At 42.1% G+C, this 17802-nt stretch carries 13 protein-coding genes and 1 pseudogene; 6 read left to right on the top strand and 8 right to left on the bottom strand.

The features are described 5' to 3' along the window. Positions 1-19 precede the first annotated feature (19 nt). The 3 genes from yidC to BACFIN_RS11385 all read left to right on the top strand — a co-directional run bounded on the left by yidC (position 20) and on the right by BACFIN_RS11385 (position 5438). Complete coding sequence (gene yidC / locus BACFIN_RS11375) at positions 20-1873, top strand: membrane protein insertase YidC (RefSeq protein ID WP_007752418.1); 1854 nt, start codon at positions 20-22, stop codon at positions 1871-1873. A gap of 82 nt (positions 1874-1955) precedes the next feature. Further along, a complete protein-coding gene (bexA, locus tag BACFIN_RS11380; protein ID WP_007752400.1) occupies positions 1956-3287 on the top strand; it encodes a multidrug efflux MATE transporter BexA in 1332 nt (443 codons plus the stop codon). Between the two features lie 48 nt (positions 3288-3335). Further along, a complete protein-coding gene (locus BACFIN_RS11385) occupies positions 3336-5438 on the top strand; it encodes a S9 family peptidase (RefSeq protein WP_007752398.1) in 2103 nt (700 codons plus the stop codon). A gap of 133 nt (positions 5439-5571) precedes the next feature. Here BACFIN_RS11385 and BACFIN_RS11390 read toward each other — a convergent pair whose 3' ends face one another. The 4 genes from BACFIN_RS11390 to BACFIN_RS11405 form a co-directional block, all read right to left on the bottom strand. After that, entirely contained in the window at positions 5572-6078 is a 507-nt protein-coding gene (locus BACFIN_RS11390; RefSeq protein ID WP_007752396.1) for a flavin reductase family protein, read from the bottom strand. A 24-nt stretch (positions 6079-6102) separates the two neighbouring features. Then, positions 6103-7101 (bottom strand): MBL fold metallo-hydrolase, encoded by a 999-nt coding sequence (locus BACFIN_RS11395; RefSeq protein ID WP_032839514.1) that lies wholly within the window; start codon positions 7099-7101, stop codon positions 6103-6105. A gap of 155 nt (positions 7102-7256) precedes the next feature. Beyond that, positions 7257-8354, bottom strand: coding sequence for a PspC domain-containing protein (locus BACFIN_RS11400; RefSeq protein WP_007752392.1), 1098 nt, complete (start codon positions 8352-8354; stop codon positions 7257-7259). A 21-nt stretch (positions 8355-8375) separates the two neighbouring features. Continuing rightward, a complete protein-coding gene (locus BACFIN_RS11405; RefSeq protein WP_007752390.1) occupies positions 8376-8702 on the bottom strand; it encodes a PadR family transcriptional regulator in 327 nt (108 codons plus the stop codon). Positions 8703-8854: 152 nt separating this feature from the next. Here BACFIN_RS11405 and BACFIN_RS11410 point away from each other — a divergent pair, with 152 nt between their 5' ends. Beyond that, positions 8855-9352 carry a GNAT family N-acetyltransferase gene (locus BACFIN_RS11410; RefSeq protein ID WP_004299981.1) on the top strand — a complete coding sequence of 166 codons (498 nt, stop codon included), beginning with the start codon at positions 8855-8857 and terminating at the stop codon, positions 9350-9352. A 73-nt stretch (positions 9353-9425) separates the two neighbouring features. Here the strand turns inward: BACFIN_RS11410 and BACFIN_RS11415 are convergent, their stop codons facing one another. The 3 genes from BACFIN_RS11415 to uvrA form a co-directional block, all read right to left on the bottom strand. Continuing rightward, complete coding sequence (locus tag BACFIN_RS11415; protein ID WP_007752386.1) at positions 9426-10985, bottom strand: peptide MFS transporter; 1560 nt, start codon at positions 10983-10985, stop codon at positions 9426-9428. Between the two features lie 98 nt (positions 10986-11083). Then, entirely contained in the window at positions 11084-11563 is a 480-nt protein-coding gene (ybaK, locus tag BACFIN_RS11420) for a Cys-tRNA(Pro) deacylase (RefSeq protein WP_007752384.1), read from the bottom strand. A 56-nt stretch (positions 11564-11619) separates the two neighbouring features. After that, positions 11620-14445, bottom strand: coding sequence for an excinuclease ABC subunit UvrA (uvrA, locus tag BACFIN_RS11425; protein ID WP_032839532.1), 2826 nt, complete (start codon positions 14443-14445; stop codon positions 11620-11622). Between the two features lie 157 nt (positions 14446-14602). Here uvrA and BACFIN_RS11430 point away from each other — a divergent pair, with 157 nt between their 5' ends. Continuing rightward, complete coding sequence (locus BACFIN_RS11430; protein ID WP_007752380.1) at positions 14603-16366, top strand: LysM peptidoglycan-binding domain-containing protein; 1764 nt, start codon at positions 14603-14605, stop codon at positions 16364-16366. A gap of 8 nt (positions 16367-16374) precedes the next feature. Next, positions 16375-17096, top strand: a pseudogene (locus BACFIN_RS20715) (porin family protein). 162 nt (positions 17097-17258) lie between these two features. Here the strand turns inward: BACFIN_RS20715 and BACFIN_RS11440 are convergent. After that, a complete protein-coding gene (locus BACFIN_RS11440; protein ID WP_007752375.1) occupies positions 17259-17702 on the bottom strand; it encodes a DUF4293 domain-containing protein in 444 nt (147 codons plus the stop codon). Positions 17703-17802 lie beyond the last annotated feature (100 nt).

Below are 17802 nucleotides of genomic sequence, written 5' to 3'. Positions count from 1 at the left end.
ATTTGTAATTAAAATAAGAATGGATAAAAATACCATCACAGGTCTCGTTTTAATAGGTATATTGTTAGTAGGATTCAGCTTTCTGAGCCGTCCCAGTGAGGAGCAGATAGCTGCGCAAAAAAGATACTACGATTCTATCGCTCTTGTACAACAGCAGGAAGAGGCGCTGAAAGCAAAAACGGAGGCAGCACTGGCTAACAGCAAGAAAGAGGCGGCATCTGCTGCCGATTCATCCTCCCTGTTTTTCAATGCATTGCAGGGAACAGACTCTAAAGTCAGTATCCAAAACAATGTAGCGGAAATCACTTTCACAACCAAAGGCGGACGTGTCTATTCGGCCATGCTGAAGGATTACATGGCACAGGACAAGAAGACATCGGTTGTACTGTTTGACGGTGACGATGCATCGATGAATTTCAACTTCTATAATAAGGAAGGAGCTATCCAGACAAAGGATTATTTCTTTGAAGTGGCAAACAAGACGGATAGCAGTGTGGTCATGCGTCTGGCGGCAGATAGCGCAAGTTATATCGACTTTATCTATACGTTGAAACCGGACAGCTATCTGATGAACTTTGAAATCAAGGCGACAGGTATGACAGACAAATTGGCAAACACCAATTATGTGGATATCGATTGGTCACAGCGTGCCCGCCAACTGGAAAAAGGATTCACTTACGAAAACCGCTTGGCAGAGCTTACTTATAAGATCAAAGGAGATGATGTGGATAATCTGTCGGCAGCCAAAGACGACAGCAAGACACTGGAAAGCCGCATTGACTGGGTAGCTTTCAAGAACCAGTTCTTTTCATCGGTATTCATTGCCGAGCAGGACTTCGACAAGGTTTCCGTGAAATCAAGAATGGAGCAACAGGGAAGCGGATATATCAAAGATTATTCTGCTGAAATGAATACTTTCTTCGATCCATCGGGTAAAGAACCGACAGAGATGTATTTCTATTTTGGTCCGAACCACTTCAAAACGTTGAAAGCATTGGATAAGGGACGTGACGAAAAATGGGAATTGAACAGACTGGTATACTTAGGGTGGCCGTTAATCCGCTGGATCAATCAGTTTATCACGATTAACGTATTCGACTGGCTGTCGGGCTGGGGCTTGAGCATGGGTATCGTGTTGTTGATTCTGACCATCATGGTGAAGGTTGTGGTTTATCCGGCTACGTGGAAGACCTATATGTCATCTGCCAAGATGCGTGTACTGAAACCGAAAATCGACGAAATCAACAAGAAATATCCGAAGCAGGAGGATGCGATGAAGAAGCAACAGGAGGTGATGAGCCTTTACAGCCAGTACGGGGTAAGCCCGATGGGCGGCTGTCTGCCGATGTTATTGCAATTCCCTATCCTGATGGCTTTGTTCATGTTCGTTCCGAGTGCTATCGAGCTGCGTCAACAGAGTTTCTTGTGGGCGGACGACCTCTCTACTTATGACGCTATCATCACATTCCCGTTCCATATCCCGTTCTTGGGCAACCACCTCAGTTTGTTCTGCTTGCTGATGACGGTGACTAATATTCTGAATACGAAGTACACAATGTCTATGCAGGATAATGGAGCGCAACCGCAAATGGCGGCTATGAAATGGATGATGTATCTGATGCCGATTATGTTCCTGTTTGTCTTGAACGATTATCCGTCAGGTTTGAACTACTACTACTTCGTGTCGACCTTGATTAGCGTAGGTACCATGATTTTGCTTCGCAAAACGACTGACGAAACAAAATTGCTGGCTATCCTAGAAGCGAAAAAGAAAGACCCGAAACAAATGAAAAAGACCGGATTTGCTGCCCGCCTGGAGGCAATGCAAAAACAACAAGAGTTATTGCAGCAGCAAAGACAGAATAAGAAATAAGGAAGAAAATCCTATTATATTCTGAAAGAGCCGGACATCCTACTTGGGTTGCCCGGCTTTCTTTCTCTAAAAATGAAATAAGATGAAAACAAAATATACTTATAAACAAATTTGGACAATAGCCTACCCTATCCTCATCAGTCTGATCATGGAGCAAATGATCGGTATGACGGATACTGCTTTTCTGGGACGTGTCGGGGAAATTGAACTGGGCGCGTCCGCCATTGCCGGTGTATATTATCTGGCTATTTTCATGATGGCATTCGGATTCAGTATCGGTGCGCAAATATTAATTGCCCGCCGTAACGGAGAAGGAAACTACAAGGAAATAGGACCGATCTTCTATCAGGGAATCTATTTCCTGCTGGCTGTTGCCGTCATTCTATTCACGCTGTCCATCGTATTTTCACCACATATTCTAAGGAATATCATTTCGTCACCACATATTTATGATGCAGCCGAAAGTTATATCCATTGGCGTGTATATGGTTTCTTTTTCTCGTTTGTCATGGTGATGTTCCGTGCATTCTTTGTTGGTACGACACAAACAAAGACACTGACTCTGAACTCCATTGTTATGGTGCTTTCGAATGTGGTATTCAACTATATCCTGATTTTCGGTAAGTTCGGTTTCCCGCAACTGGGAATTGCCGGTGCCGCTATCGGTTCTTCATTGGCGGAAATGGTATCGGTGATTTTCTTTATCATTTATACCTGGAAGCGGATTGACTGCAAGAAATATGCATTGAATATATTACCCAAATTCCAGAGAAAGACATTGAAGCGGATTCTCAATGTTTCGGTGTGGACGATGATTCAGAATTTTGTTTCTTTGTCCACCTGGTTCATGTTCTTCCTGTTCGTAGAACATCTGGGAGAACGCTCACTGGCTATCGCCAATATTATCCGCAACGTATCGGGAATACCGTTTATGATTGCAATGGCTTTTGCCGCCACCTGCGGTTCGCTGGTCAGCAACCTCATCGGGGCGGGCGAACAAGATTGTGTTCGAGGGACCGTCAGACAACATATCCGTATCGGATACGTATTCGTATTGCCAATATTGATTTTCTTCTGTCTGTTTCCCGACCTGATTCTGAGTATTTACACGGATATGCCGGATCTAAGGGCTGCCTCTGTACCTTCATTATGGGTGTTGTGCTCCGCTTATCTGGTGTTAGTACCCGCCAATGTCTATTTCCAATCGGTATCCGGTACGGGAAATACGCGGACTGCATTGGCTATGGAACTTTGCGTATTGGCAATTTATGTAGCCTATGCCACGTACTTCATTCTCTATCTGAAAATGGATGTCGCTTTTTCTTGGACAACGGAAAGCGTGTATGGTACTTTCATTCTGCTCTTCTGTTATCAATACATGAAGAAAGGAAACTGGCAGAAAAAGAAAATCTAAATTCTTTTTTCACTATCTTCGCAAGAAAATAAACATTTTATAAAATATATGAGACAAGCTAATTTATTTATGATGTCGGCAGCAATGTTGTTAGCTGCCTGCGGAGGAACCAAAGACGCAGGCAAGACAGATCAGGTGCTTATCGAGAAATCGGATATTAAGATCGAAGGGAAGCGCATGACTCCCGAAGCACTTTGGGCTATGGGACGTATCGGCGGATTCGCCGTATCGCCCGACGGAAAGAAGATCGCGTATACGGTAGCGTATTACAGTGTGCCGGAGAACAAGAGTAACCGCGAAGTATTTGTAATGAATGCAGATGGAAGCGATAACCTACAAATTACCCACACTCCTTATCAAGAGAATGAGGTGACTTGGATAAAAGGGGGCAGCAAACTAGCATTCCTAAGCAATGACAGCGGTAGTAGCCAGCTTTATGAAATGAATCCGGATGGTAGCGAACGCAGACAACTGACTAACTACGACGGAGATATCGAGGGATTTTCCATCTCACCGGATGGCAAAAAGCTTTTGTTTATCTCACAAGTAAAGACTAAAGACAGCACAGTAGATAAGTATCCGGATTTACCTAAAGCTACGGGTATCATCGTTACCGACCTGATGTACAAGCATTGGGATGAATGGGTCACGATGGCACCGCATCCGTTCATTGCAGATTTTGATGGAAACAGTATTTCCAATGTCATAGACATTTTGGACGGCGAACCGTATGAAAGTCCGATGAGACCTTGGGGGAGTATCGAACAACTTGCCTGGAATACGACTTCGGATAAGGTGGCCTATACTTGTCGTAAAAAAACCGGACTGGAATATGCAATCTCTACGAATTCGGACATTTATATTTATGACCTGAACACGAAGAAAACGGAGAATATAACGGAAGAGAACAAAGGATACGACACCAATCCGCAATATTCACCAGATGGGAAGTATATTGCCTGGCAGAGCATGGAACGTGACGGATACGAAGCTGATCTGAACCGTCTGTTCATCATGAACCTGGAAACCGGCGAGAAGCGTTTTGTGAGCAAAGCGTTCGAATCGAATGTAGATGCTTTTGTCTGGGGAGCAGATGCTAAAGTGATCTATTTCACAGGTGTATGGCATGGAGAATCACAAATTTATGCGCTTGACCTGGCAAATGATTCGGTAAAGGCTATTACTTCAGGGATGTATGATTACGAAGGGGTAGCTCTTTTCGGAGATAAGCTGATTGCGAAACGTCATTCAATGAGTATGGGTGATGAGATTTACACTGTGGCACTGGATGGTTCTACCACTCAACTGACACAGGAGAACAAACAAATCTATGACCAGCTGGAAATGGGTAAAGTGGAAGGTCGCTGGATGAAAACAACAGATGGTAAACAGATGTTGACATGGGTGATTTATCCTCCACAGTTTGATCCGAACAAGAAATATCCGACTTTGCTGTTCTGTGAAGGAGGTCCGCAGAGCCCGGTAAGCCAGTTCTGGTCTTATCGCTGGAACTTCCAGATTATGGCAGCTAATGATTATATCATCGTTGCTCCGAACCGTCGCGGTTTGCCGGGATTCGGTGTGGAATGGAACGAACAGATTAGTGGCGATTACGGTGGCCAGTGTATGAAGGATTACTTCACTGCTATCGATGAAATGGCAAAAGAGCCGTATGTGGACAAAGATCGTCTGGGATGCGTAGGTGCCAGCTTCGGAGGATTCTCTGTATATTGGTTGGCCGGACATCACGACAAACGGTTCAAAGCGTTCATTGCTCATGATGGCATCTTCAACATGGAAATGCAGTATCTGGAAACTGAAGAAAAATGGTTTGCCAACTGGGATATGGGAGGCGCATACTGGGAAAAACAGAATCCGGTGGCACAGCGTACGTTTGCCAACTCTCCTCACCTATTCGTAGAGAAATGGGATACTCCTATTCTCTGTATTCATGGAGAAAAAGACTACCGTATTCTGGCTAATCAGGCAATGGCTGCTTTTGATGCTGCCGTGATGCGTGGTGTTCCTGCAGAGTTGCTGATTTATCCGGATGAAAACCACTGGGTATTGAAGCCACAGAATGGAGTGTTATGGCAGCGCACATTCTTTGAATGGCTGGATAAATGGGTAAAGAAAGCGCCGTCCAAATAAAATTTTACGTTAATTACATAGTAGAATAAACATAGTAAACTAAAAGAAGCCCCTGTTCTCAATCTTTTGAGTTCAGGGGCTTCTCCATTGCATTCATCAAAATCGGCTAAAATTATAAAAAAGTTCGCTAAATTTACTCCGAATAAATATTTTCAATTTCTACAATATACATCTTATGGAAACCGCCATGAGCACCACCGTACCACTTTTCCAATGATTCCTTATCCAGAAAACATTCCGGTTTGATAGCGTCAGCATAAAGTTTCTTACATTCCAGGCTCAAACGTGCCTGCTCGAACAGGACATTACCTTTTTCTGTAAATACAGGTTTCAATCCGGTTTCTTTTACTTTATCTATATTACGTCCCGACTTGGAACCACAAACAGCGTGAATCTTCTTATTTTCTTCTCCTAAGAAAGAAAGTGTCAGGTGATCGTTCTCCTCTAAAAACTCGTATGTATACCGTTCGGGACGGATAAAGACGAAAGCAACCGGTTTATTCCACAACCAGCCAATGCCACCCCAACTTGCTGTCATGGTGTTAAACTTCTCTTTTGTTCCCGCCGTTACGAGCATCCACTCTTTTCCGATTGCTTCGAAAAAGTTTTCTTTCAGGTCTTTTACTTCTAATTTCTTCATCTCTTTATTCGTATCTAAGTATTCTTATTTCTGTTTCTTCAATTTCACGATCTCTCCCAAATAAGGAATTTCCACAGAGATCTTCCGTTTCTTTGCCTCTGTTGCAAAGACTTTCGGGGGATCATGCAAAGGCTCGTCAGACAAATCGAATGTGCCATAATGCATGGGGATAGTAAGTCCTGCATGCATTTCTTCGGCAGCAGTCAAAGACTCGTGAGGCGATATATGATTGGGACGCATAAACCAGCGAGGTTTATATGCCCCGATACCCAACAAAGCGTAATCAGGTGCTCCGAACAGATCGGGGATTTCACGAAAGTGGCTGGAATAACCTGTGTCACCACTGTAATAAAGGGAGATTCCATCTCCTTGCAGCATGAAGGCTCCCCACAATCGCTGGCCGCCATCGCGTACGGAACGTTTGCTCCAGTGTTGTGCCGGTAGAAAAGCAATCTTCAATCCCTCATCTTCCATTTGTTGATACCATCCGGCTTCAATCACCTTCATTTCAGGAAACCATCCCTGAATCAGTTCACCGGTTCCCAATCCACAAAAGAGTTTCATTTGCGGGTTATTCTTCAATAGGCGTGCTATACTCTTCTTGTCCAGATGATCGAAATGGTCATGGCTGACAAGTAGATAATCAATCCCTGTAAATATGTCAGGATTAGCAGGAAACTCGCTCTGTCTCTTCACAAAAGGAATACTGCCGAACACAGGATCGAACATGATTCGTTTACCTGCTAATTGCAGAAAGAAAGAATTATGTCCGAGCCATATCAGAGAATCTCCTACCACCGCATCCAATGAACGGAGGTAACAAACTTTCGGGTCCCATTTCACCGTCTTCTTCTCTTTGCGTTGAGGATTGGGCGAAAGACGCCATTTCAGTACACTCCCCATCCCCGGACGGAAGCGATGCTGCCGATTAAAAAAACGCCCGCGCACCATCGGATTTCCTCTCCAATAAGGGTTGACTGTCGCTAAACGTTCGTTTCTCCTAAAACATATATGTTCACCCATTTTTATTTCCTGAATACGTATTTACAAACTTACTAAAAATTTCTCGATTTACGATGAATTAGAGTAAACAAAAAATGTACCCCGGACACACTATCGGGGTACATTTACTTATAAAAGAATAAATATTATCCTTTTTTTAATAGAATGAGACTTCGTTAAGAGCAGTGCAAGCCGTACAAAGGCAGTTGCCAGCCAAGAGCTGAAAAATTAATAATCATTATGACTGCACCCAATATCCATAGAATCAATAGCGACCATTTCAAGCCTGTTCCCATCGGTGACCAATGGAATAATTGCCGCAAGATAGTATACAAGAAAGCTCCTAACGGAATACCGATGAGAGCAACTCCGGCAATCGTACCTAGCAGTGTCATCATTGGAGATACGGAAGCAACCGGCATCCAGTCGATGGCAGGCAGCATCTCGTAAAGCAGTGCTCCTCCGCTAACTACCACGGCAATTGCTGCAAACACCAATACTACCAGTACAACGGCCAGTACGAACAAGACAGGGCAGCAAAGAATAACAAGAGCTACCAGAAATATTTTAAAGAGAACAGCAGCAATGGAAACAAATACATCGCCTATCTTTTGAAGAAAGGTACGAGGTTTGCCGGAATTCATATAGTTGTTGACTCCGTCCGCTACGCGTTCGAAACCGTCTGTCACTGTTTTGCCAATATTCTCAATGGTCACTGCTTCTCCACGCATACTCAATTTTTCCGCAGCAGTACGGGCTTCCGGAATAACGATCCATCCGATAATATAAAGTATAATCATCGGGCAATAAGGTACAAATACCAGGATAATCATCAATATACGCACTAATGTGATATCCCAACCGAAGTAAGCTGCCAATCCTGCCGCTACGCCTCCCAACAATTTATTATCCGGATCACGAAACCAACGGCGTTGAGCAGCGGTTTGCGTACTGCCTTGATTAGCGGACGATGTTTGTTCCGTTCTTTTCTGTGAGTCCATATCCTCATCAGCAATTCCAAAGTCTTCCGGTTTGCCGACACGGGCGATAATTTCTTCTACATCCGAAACTGTGATGACCTGTTTCCCTTCAGTTACTTTCTCGGCAAACAGTTCGGCAATACGCATTTCAATATCGTTTACGATCTCTTCCGCACCCTCCTGTTTACGAAAGTAATGTTTGAGGTTAGACAGATAATTGTCTAACAATCGGTAGGCATCATCATCTATATGATAGACAATTCCTCCTAAATTTATGGTCAATGTCTTTTTCATTTTTATTTCTTCTTTTTCGGATTATCTATTGGCAATATGATTCACTGTTTCATTGAGTTCTTTCCAGGAAATTTCAAGTTCTCCCAAAAAGACTTCTCCCTGTTCGGTCAATTTATAGTATTTGCGGGGAGGTCCTTGGGTAGATTCTACCCATTCATAACTTAACAGGTCGTCATTTTTCAGACGGGTAAGCAATGGATACAAGGTGCCTTCCACCACGATCAGTTGGGCTTCTTTCAATTTTTGAATGATATCAGAAGCATAAGAGGGTTCCTTGTGTAGCAAAAGCATGATGCAATATTCAAGCATACCTTTCCTCATCTGTGATTTTACATTGTCTACTTTCATTATTCACTTCTTTTAGATACACAAATATATGCATTACTTTAGTACCTTGCATTACAAAGTACTATAAATTAATAATAATTAAAACATTAGAGACTCTCCACCTTATTATAAAAAGAAATAATGGCTATATTTGTGCCCATTAAATAATAGATATGTTTACAATTCGAAAAGCAACAGTAGCCGATTGCGAGCTTATTCATAAGATGGCAAAGGAGGTATTCCCCGCCACCTACAAGGAAATTTTATCTCCCGAACAACTGGATTATATGATGGACTGGATGTATGCTCCTTCCAATGTGCGTAAACAAATGGAGGAAGAAGGACATGTGTACTCCATTGCTTATAAGGAGAATGAACCATGCGGATACGTTTCCATTCAACAACAGGAGAAAGATGTATTCCATCTTCAGAAGATATATGTCCTCCCACGTTTTCAGGGCACGCATTGCGGCAGTTTTTTATTCAAGGAAGCAATCAAGTGTATCAAAGAAATACACCCGGAACCTTGTTTGATGGAGCTCAATGTAAATCGTAATAATAAGGCTTTGCAGTTTTACGAGCACATGGGAATGAGAAAGTTGCGAGAAGGTGATTTCCCGATTGGTAACGGGTATTATATGAATGATTATATTATGGGACTGGATATTTGATATACAAAAATGCCCCGGAACATTTATGATACTTGTTCCGGGGCATTTTGTTTATTTAGTTAATGGCAAGATTTTATTTCGCTACACGCTCCAGCCATTTTACCATTGAAAGCATTACAATCATGGAAGCACCTGTTGCTCCTACAAATACCAACCAACAAGCCCAAATAGGAACAGTTGTATAAAGAATACCACCGATAAACAACAGTGAGTTACCCACAGCTGTCGCAGCCAACCAGCAACCTTGCATCAATCCTTGCAAATGAGGAGGGGCTACTTTAGATACAAATGATAATCCCAGAGGAGAGATGAACAGTTCGGCAACCGTAAGAATGAAATACAGGCCGATCATAATCCATGGAGTAACACGGATAGCATTGATTTCAGCAGCACTCATAGTACCCAACACCTCTTTCGAAGGCAATGTAAAGGAGAATACCATCAAGAATACATACGCTAATGCGGCAATACCCATACCGATGGCAATCTTCATCGGGGTAGAAGGTTCCTTACCATTCTTTTTCATTGAGCCGAACATCCACATAATAAATGGGGTCAGGAATACAACGAAGAATGGATTAACGCTCTGGAATATTTCAGCTCCCTTGATCTGCGTAAAACCTAAGTCGATATTAATCACACTTAAATCCACATAGTCACGGGCAAAATAGGTCAAAGAATAACCATTCTGATGGAAAGATAACCAGAAGAAAATAACAACACCGAATACAGCAAACAGGGCATAGATACGCTGTCTTATTTCAGTAGCACTCATCCGAATTTCTTCTTTATTCACCGTTGTCGCTCCTTTATCTGTTTTTGCTTTCGTTGCCGGATCCGGGAAGCGCTTCTTATTTGCCATATAAATAATCAACGAAATAATCATAGCACCGATAGCAGCCATAAAGGCATATTGGAAACCGCGATTAAATACATCAAGGTAATTATTTACAAATACGCCCATATCTGTTACATGAGTTTTATCCAAGACAACACTGTTAGCTAACGTAGTCAGATTTTCCATAGCCTGTGGAGCCATATCTTTTCCTTTTTCCAAATATTGATGACATAACTCCGGCAAAGTGGCATCATAATCAAAGTTATTCACTTTCAACCACCAGTTACGCACACCGATAGCAATAAACGGTGCAAAAACAGCACCGATATTAATAAACATATAAAATATCTGGAAACCGGCATCACGAAGATTGGAATATTTAGGATCATCATACATCTGACCTACCAGAGCTTGCAGGTTTCCTTTAAACAAGCCGTTACCAAAAGCAATCACTAAAAGTCCGAAACAAGTCAGCCCCAAATAAAGAGCCATATTAGGAACCGGAGTAGGAGTAGGAATGGCAATAATCAAATAACCGACAGCCATCAGTATTAATCCCACCAAAATAGTGCCTTTGAAATTTTTCGTCTTATCAGCAATAACACCTCCCGCTAAAGCTAAAATATAAATGGATGCGTAAAATGCGGAATAGATGTATCCGGTAGTCGTCTCGGACAATCCGAATTTCGCTGAAATAAATAACGTCAAAATCGCCATCATAATATAGAAGCCAAAACGCTCTCCCATATTAGCTAAAGCCGCAGCAATCAAACCTTTAGGGTGTTTACTGAACATAGATATAAGTTTTTAGAATTAATAATTGATTGAATTAAATAAATATTTCTTGCAAATATATACTTTTTCCTGAGTTTTTGCACAAATAATTTGTAAAACTAGTCTTCAAACAAACGACAAGTTTCCGCTCCGGATTCACGAATCAAATCGTCCGGAGCTATTTTTATTTGAAGCCCTCTTGTGCCGGCACTTACATAAATATACGGGAATTTCCGGCAAGTCTCATGAATATAAGTCGGAAAATGCTTCTTCATACCAATAGGGGAACAACCGCCACGAATATATCCGGTAAGCGGCAATAGCTCTTTCATAGGTATCAGGTCGCATTTCTTATTGCCGGAAGCCTTAGCCGCCAATTTCAAATCGACTTCGTGCTCTCCCGGAATAACACATACAAAATATCCGTTCTTATCACCGTGCAAAACAAGCGTCTTGAATACTTGTTCAATATTCTCACCCAAACTGGCTGCCACATGCACGGCACTTAAATCATTCTCGTCTACTTCGTATGGGATTAACTCATATATTATCTTTGCTTTATCCAACAAGCGGGCAGCATTTGTTTTATTAATTTTCATCTTCTATAAATTGGCATTTATTATTCAGATCATCAAGGTCACCATTCTTTGCAAAATCAAAGTCCTAATTCTTCGCGAAGAAACCTAGGTGTATATCCTTTAGAACTCTTCGCAACTTCTTCGGGTGTCCCGCAACTAAGGAGTTCTCCCCCGCCTTTACCACCTTCCGGCCCCATATCGATGATATAATCCGCCATTTTTATAACGTCCAGATTATGCTCGATAACGATAACTGTATTACCTTTATCGACTAGTTTGTTCAATACTCCCATCAGCACCCGTATATCCTCAAAATGAAGTCCGGTAGTCGGCTCATCCAAAATATAAAGTGTTTTGCCCGTATCTCTCTTCGACAGTTCCGTAGCCAGTTTCACACGCTGGCTCTCGCCACCGGAAAGAGTGGTAGAAGATTGACCTAACTTAATATAGCCCAATCCGACATCTTGCAGAACTTTAATTTTATTGAGAATCTGCGGAACATTTTCAAAGAATTCCACAGCACGATTGATTGTCATATCCAGCACATCGGCAATGGATTTCCCCTTAAAACGGACTTCCAACGTCTCGCGGTTGTAACGTTTGCCATGACATACTTCACAGGGCACATATACATCCGGAAGGAAGTTCATTTCAATCGTCTTATAACCGTTTCCCGAACACGCTTCGCAACGCCCGCCCGCTACATTGAAGGAGAAACGTCCCGGCTTGTAACCACGAATCTTAGCTTCCGGCAATCCAACGAACAAATTACGAATGTCCGAAAATACGCCTGTGTAAGTAGCCGGGTTGGAACGAGGAGTACGTCCCAACGGGGACTGGTCAACGTCCACCACCTTATCTATATATTCCAGCCCTTCAATAGAATCGTACTCCAAAGGATCTTGCAAAGAACGGTAGAATTTCTGTGAAAGAATCGGTTGCAAGGTTTCATTAATCAAGGTGGATTTTCCACTTCCCGATACTCCTGTTACGCAAATCAATTTGCCTAACGGGAACTCCACATCTACATTTTTCAGGTTATTTCCTTTCGCTCCTTTCAACAAGATAGACTTTCCGTTTCCTTTTCTGCGTTTGGCTGGAACTTCTATCTTCATCTGTCCGTTCAAGTATTGCGAAGTCATTGTACTGGTTTTCAGCATCTCTTGTGGAGTGCCTGCAAAAACCACTTCCCCACCAAGACGACCGGCCTTCGGCCCCATATCAATGACATAATCGGCAGCAAGCATCATATCCTTATCATGCTCTACCACGATCACGGAATTACCGATGTCCCGAAGTTCTTTCAAAGAATTGATAAGGCGCAAATTATCACGCTGATGCAGACCGATACTCGGCTCGTCGAGAATATACAACACATTCACCAACTGCGAACCGATCTGAGTGGCCAAACGGATACGCTGGCTTTCTCCTCCGGACAGACTAACGGAACTACGGTTTAAGGCAAGATAGTCCAACCCTACATCTAACAGGAACTTCAAACGTGTACGGATTTCTTTCAAAATCTCCACTGATATCTTTTTCTGCTTGTCGGAAAGAAATTCATCCACCTTCATCAACCAGTCGTACAACTCGTTGATATCCATATTCGCCAGCTCATTGATATTCTTATCATGGATACGGAAATGCAATGCCTCCTTATTCAAACGGGCTCCCTTACATTCGGGGCAAACAGTGGTTTTAGCAAATTGCTCCGCCCATTTCTGCGCTGTTGCGGAAGCGTCTTTCTCTTGCAACATCTGGATGTACTTCACAACACCTTCATAGGTAACAAAATAGTCAGAGGAAGTACCAATCAACGAGCTTTTGATCTTAATCCGTTCATCAGAACCATAGAGAACTTCTTCGATGGCATCATCCGGCAATTCCTTGACCGGAGTTTTTAATGACGCATCGTACTTTTCCAGCAAAGCACTGATTTGCCAGAAAATCATGGCATTTTTATATTTTCCCAGAGGTGCGATTGCCCCCTCATAAATGGATAGTTCACGGTCGGGAATCACCTTATCCACATCAATCTGATTGACAACGCCCAGCCCTTTACATTTCGGGCATGCTCCCTGCGGGGAGTTGAATGAAAAGTTATGCGGGGCAGGTTCGCGATAAGAAAGTCCTGTCACAGGACACATAAGACGTTTACTATAATGACGGATACTTTCCGACTGGGCATCTAAAATCATCATCAAGCCGTCTCCCTGACGCATAGCAGTCGCCACACTTTGTTTCAGCCGCCGGTCGTCTTTTTCGGTCACCACCAGTTTATCAATCACCACTTCCACATCGTGATTCTTATAACGGTCGAGCTTCATTCCATGCGTTACTTCACGCACTTCACCATCTACCCGGACATATAAATATCCTTTTTTTCGCACCTGCTCGAACAGTTCCCTATAATGTCCTTTACGTGCACGAACCAACGGGGCGAGCAAATAGATCTTCTTTCCTTTATAATCTTTCAGGATCAATTCCAGAATCTGTTCTTCGGTGTATTTCACCATTTCCTCACCGGACAAATACGAATAAGCTACTCCGGCACGGGCATATAGCAGACGGAGGTAGTCATAGATCTCAGTCGTCGTACCCACCGTAGAACGGGGATTCTTGTTCGTCGTTTTCTGCTCAATGGAAATCACCGGGCTCAGACCTGTGATTTTGTCGACATCCGGACGCTCCAAATTACCCAGAAAATTGCGGGCATACGCTGAAAAGGTCTCAATATAGCGGCGCTGCCCTTCTGCAAAAATCGTATCGAAAGCTAAAGAAGATTTCCCACTGCCGCTCAATCCGGTGATGACAGTCAGACTGTTACGGGGAATCTCAGCGTCAATATCCTTCAAATTGTGCACGCGCGCACCGTACACATTAATATATTCTGTTTCCTGCATATTCATATCCTTCATAAATGCTGCAAAATTAATGTTTCCGCCCGAAATATGCTCCTAAAAAAGCACAATATTATTTTCTTAACTCAAATCTTATGAAGATATAGGGCATTATTCGTACCTTTGTTCCTTGATTTCAAAAACCAATAGTTATAATTTGATGAAACCGATAAACCGAATATTCTTATTTCTGCTTTTTATAAGCGTTTCATACGCCGTCAGTTATGCACAGGAGAATCAATCCTATTTCTTGCATACCATCGAAAAAGGACAAAGTTTATATTCTATATCCAAGATGTACAATGTCACAACATCGGATATTATCCATTTGAATCCCGGTTGTGACGAGAAAATTTATGCCGGACAAACCATTAAAATTCCCAAAGGAAAAGAAAGCCAGAAAGGAGAAACATTCCATACAATTCAAGCCGGAGAGACACTGTATAAACTGACAACAATGTACAATATATCTGCTAAGGATATATGTGAAGCGAATCCGGGATTGAGCGCTGAGAATTTCCGTATCGGACAGGTAATTCTTATCCCGCAAAAGGAGAAAGAACAGGTCGTTACCGCCCAAAAACCGACTGAGCAAAGTAATATTCAAGGTCCTGTGGTTCCCAGATGCAAAGAAATGCATAAAGTAAAACGCAAAGAAACAATCTTTAGCGTAAGCCGCGAATACGGAATCAGTGAAGAGGAACTGATTGCCGCTAATCCCGAACTTAAAAAAGGGATGAAAAAAGGACAACTTCTATGTATCCCCTACCCGGTGGCAACAACCACGCAACCCACCCAGAAAGAAGATCCATATGCTATCCCTCCAAGTAACAGCGAACTTTTCCGCGAAAGTAAGGAGACTCCCAAGAAGATGTCGACCATTAAAGCCGCATTGATACTGCCTTTCCAGGAAGACAAACGTATGGTGGAATACTACGAAGGTTTTCTTATGGCAGTGGATAGTCTGAAACGTACAGGTACTTCTTTGGATTTATATGTATATGACAGTGGAAAAGAGGTTTCTACCTTGAATGCGATTCTTTCAAAGAATGAGATGAAGAAGATGGATGTTATTTTTGGGCCGATGCATCAGAAGCAAATCAAGCCACTGTCTGATTTCGCAAAAAAGAATGATATACGTCTAGTGATTCCTTTCTCTCAAAAGGGTGAAGAGGTATTCAATAATCCGGCTGTTTATCAGATCAACACACCACAATCTTATTTATATTCAGAAGTTTACGAGCATTTCACACGTCAATTTCCCAATGCGCATGTTATCTTTATCGAGCCTATCAGTGCCGACAAAGAAAAGGCTGAATTTATCAGTGGCTTGAAACAAGAGCTAAAGAATAAGGGCATCTCCATGCAAACGGTCAACGAGAATGCAACAAAAGAAACGTTGAAAGCAGCGCTCCGCAATGATAAGGAGAACATCTTTATTCCTACCTCAGGAAAAAATGTATTGCTTATTAAAGTACTCCCGCAATTGACGCTGTTAGTCAGAGATAATGCAGGACAGAACATCCATTTGTTCGGCTATCCGGAATGGCAGACTTACACGAGAGATCATTTGGAAAGCTTCTTTGAGCTGGACGTGTATTTCTATTCTTCGTTTTATACGAACACACTATTCCCAGCTGCCGTGCAGTTTACCAACGCTTACCACAAATGGTACAGTAAAGACCTAAGCAGCAAGTATCCCAATTATGCAATGCTCGGTTTTGACACCGGATTCTTTTTCTTAAAAGGATTGTCACGTTATGGCTCGGAACTTGAAAATAATCTGTCTAAAATGAATCTGACTCCTATTCAAACCGGCTTCAAATTCCAACGTGTGAATAATTGGGGAGGATTTATTAATAAGAAAGTGTTCTTCATTCGTTTCACTAAAAACTTTGAATTAGTAAAACTTGACTTCGAATAATACGGAAAATGATAAAGATAAAACCATTTTTGATCGCAGGCCTTCTGCTAACAGGATTCACTCTCTCCGCCACTGCTCAGATCGGAGAGGCACGAAGCAATTTTTCTGTAGGTGTCAACGGAGGTGTCAACTTAAATAGTGTATCCTTCACTCCTACCATCAAACAGAACAGCCTGATGGGAATAACCGGAGGATTGACAGCCCGTTATATTTCTGAAAAGTATTTTGCCATGATTTGCGGGGCACAGGTCGAACTGAACTTCTCACAACGAGGTTGGGATCAATTATTTGAGATTCCAGGAGAAAATGGAGATATGGTAGAAGACCCCACTCAAATTTACACTCGTAAAATGAGCTACATTGATATTCCTTTCCTTGCACATCTAGCATTTGGTAATGAGAGAGGCTTACAATTTTTCATCCATGCCGGACCGCAAATAGGATTTCTCATTGGAGAATCAGAGAAGATTGAAGGAGTCAATATGAATAAACTCAATGATACCCAAAAAGCGGTATATGGTACTAAGATTCAGAATAAATTTGATTATGGCATTACCGGAGGCGGTGGTGTAGAGCTTAGAACGAAAAAGCCGGTAGTTTTATAGTGGAAGGACGTTATTATTTTGCCTTATCCGATTTCTACAAGACAACCAAAAAGGATTATTTTGCCCGTGCAGCGCATGGAACAATTTCAATAAAACTCACTTATTTATTCGATTTGAAGAAATAAACCCCCTCCTACGCAAAAAGAATTTCCACATCTGCAAAGCATCGTTTTAAAGATGCTAAAGCGCAGCTTTAGATAGCAAAAAGCATAGCTTTAACTCCTATAAAGCTATGCTTTTTATCTATCATATTATTAACGAATTATTCAGAGAGTATAGGGAAAATTTTATCTTAATCTATCCGCAGCCTTTACCATCACTTCATCACGTCCGATAGCACGAACAGCCAATATATTCAGAATAATGGAAACAAGCGGCAAACACAAAGCCCACCCCACCCGAAACATATTCGCATCATTTTTCAATGCAAAATAGAAAGCAAGAAAAGCAATGTAATAGCCTACCAGCAATAAGCTGTTGAAAATCGTCATACGTATCTGCAACATACGATTCTTATATAAGAAAATTGTAGCTACGGCAACAATAGTACTAAGCAATAAAATGCAGAATAAGCCCCATGTAGACTCGTAAGCACCGTTTAGTTCTATTCCTAGAGCTTTAAAAGAGTGCTCTCCCATCGTATCAGTAAAATACCCCATCGGCAAGCACATTGCTGTAATCAGCAAACCTGTAACAATCAGTAAATAAACTGTTTGAATTCTTTGAATCATAAATAGTATAAATAGTAGTTGAGTTAAACAATAATAGCCAAGCAATAAGGAGCAGGGATTATCATCCCACTTACTACTTGACTATCAATTCTTTCGTCAG

The organism is Bacteroides finegoldii DSM 17565 (assembly GCF_000156195.1).
GTDB lineage: Bacteria > Bacteroidota > Bacteroidia > Bacteroidales > Bacteroidaceae > Bacteroides > Bacteroides finegoldii.
This window is presented reverse-complemented; position numbering and strand designations above follow the sequence as displayed.

Excerpts from the sequence above, each read along its gene's own strand:
- yidC (WP_007752418.1), top strand. The coding sequence starts at position 20 with ATGGATAAAAATACCATCACAGGTCTCGTTTTAATAGGTATATTGTTA.
- bexA (WP_007752400.1), top strand. The coding sequence starts at position 1,956 with ATGAAAACAAAATATACTTATAAACAAATTTGGACAATAGCCTACCCT.
- BACFIN_RS11385 (WP_007752398.1), top strand. The coding sequence starts at position 3,336 with ATGAGACAAGCTAATTTATTTATGATGTCGGCAGCAATGTTGTTAGCT.
- BACFIN_RS11390 (WP_007752396.1), bottom strand. The coding sequence starts at position 6,078 with ATGAAGAAATTAGAAGTAAAAGACCTGAAAGAAAACTTTTTCGAAGCA.
- BACFIN_RS11395 (WP_032839514.1), bottom strand. The coding sequence starts at position 7,101 with ATGGGTGAACATATATGTTTTAGGAGAAACGAACGTTTAGCGACAGTC.
- BACFIN_RS11400 (WP_007752392.1), bottom strand. The coding sequence starts at position 8,354 with ATGAAAAAGACATTGACCATAAATTTAGGAGGAATTGTCTATCATATA.
- BACFIN_RS11405 (WP_007752390.1), bottom strand. The coding sequence starts at position 8,702 with ATGAAAGTAGACAATGTAAAATCACAGATGAGGAAAGGTATGCTTGAA.
- BACFIN_RS11410 (WP_004299981.1), top strand. The coding sequence starts at position 8,855 with ATGTTTACAATTCGAAAAGCAACAGTAGCCGATTGCGAGCTTATTCAT.
- BACFIN_RS11415 (WP_007752386.1), bottom strand. The coding sequence starts at position 10,985 with ATGTTCAGTAAACACCCTAAAGGTTTGATTGCTGCGGCTTTAGCTAAT.
- ybaK (WP_007752384.1), bottom strand. The coding sequence starts at position 11,563 with ATGAAAATTAATAAAACAAATGCTGCCCGCTTGTTGGATAAAGCAAAG.
- uvrA (WP_032839532.1), bottom strand. The coding sequence starts at position 14,445 with ATGCAGGAAACAGAATATATTAATGTGTACGGTGCGCGCGTGCACAAT.
- BACFIN_RS11430 (WP_007752380.1), top strand. The coding sequence starts at position 14,603 with ATGAAACCGATAAACCGAATATTCTTATTTCTGCTTTTTATAAGCGTT.
- BACFIN_RS11440 (WP_007752375.1), bottom strand. The coding sequence starts at position 17,702 with ATGATTCAAAGAATTCAAACAGTTTATTTACTGATTGTTACAGGTTTG.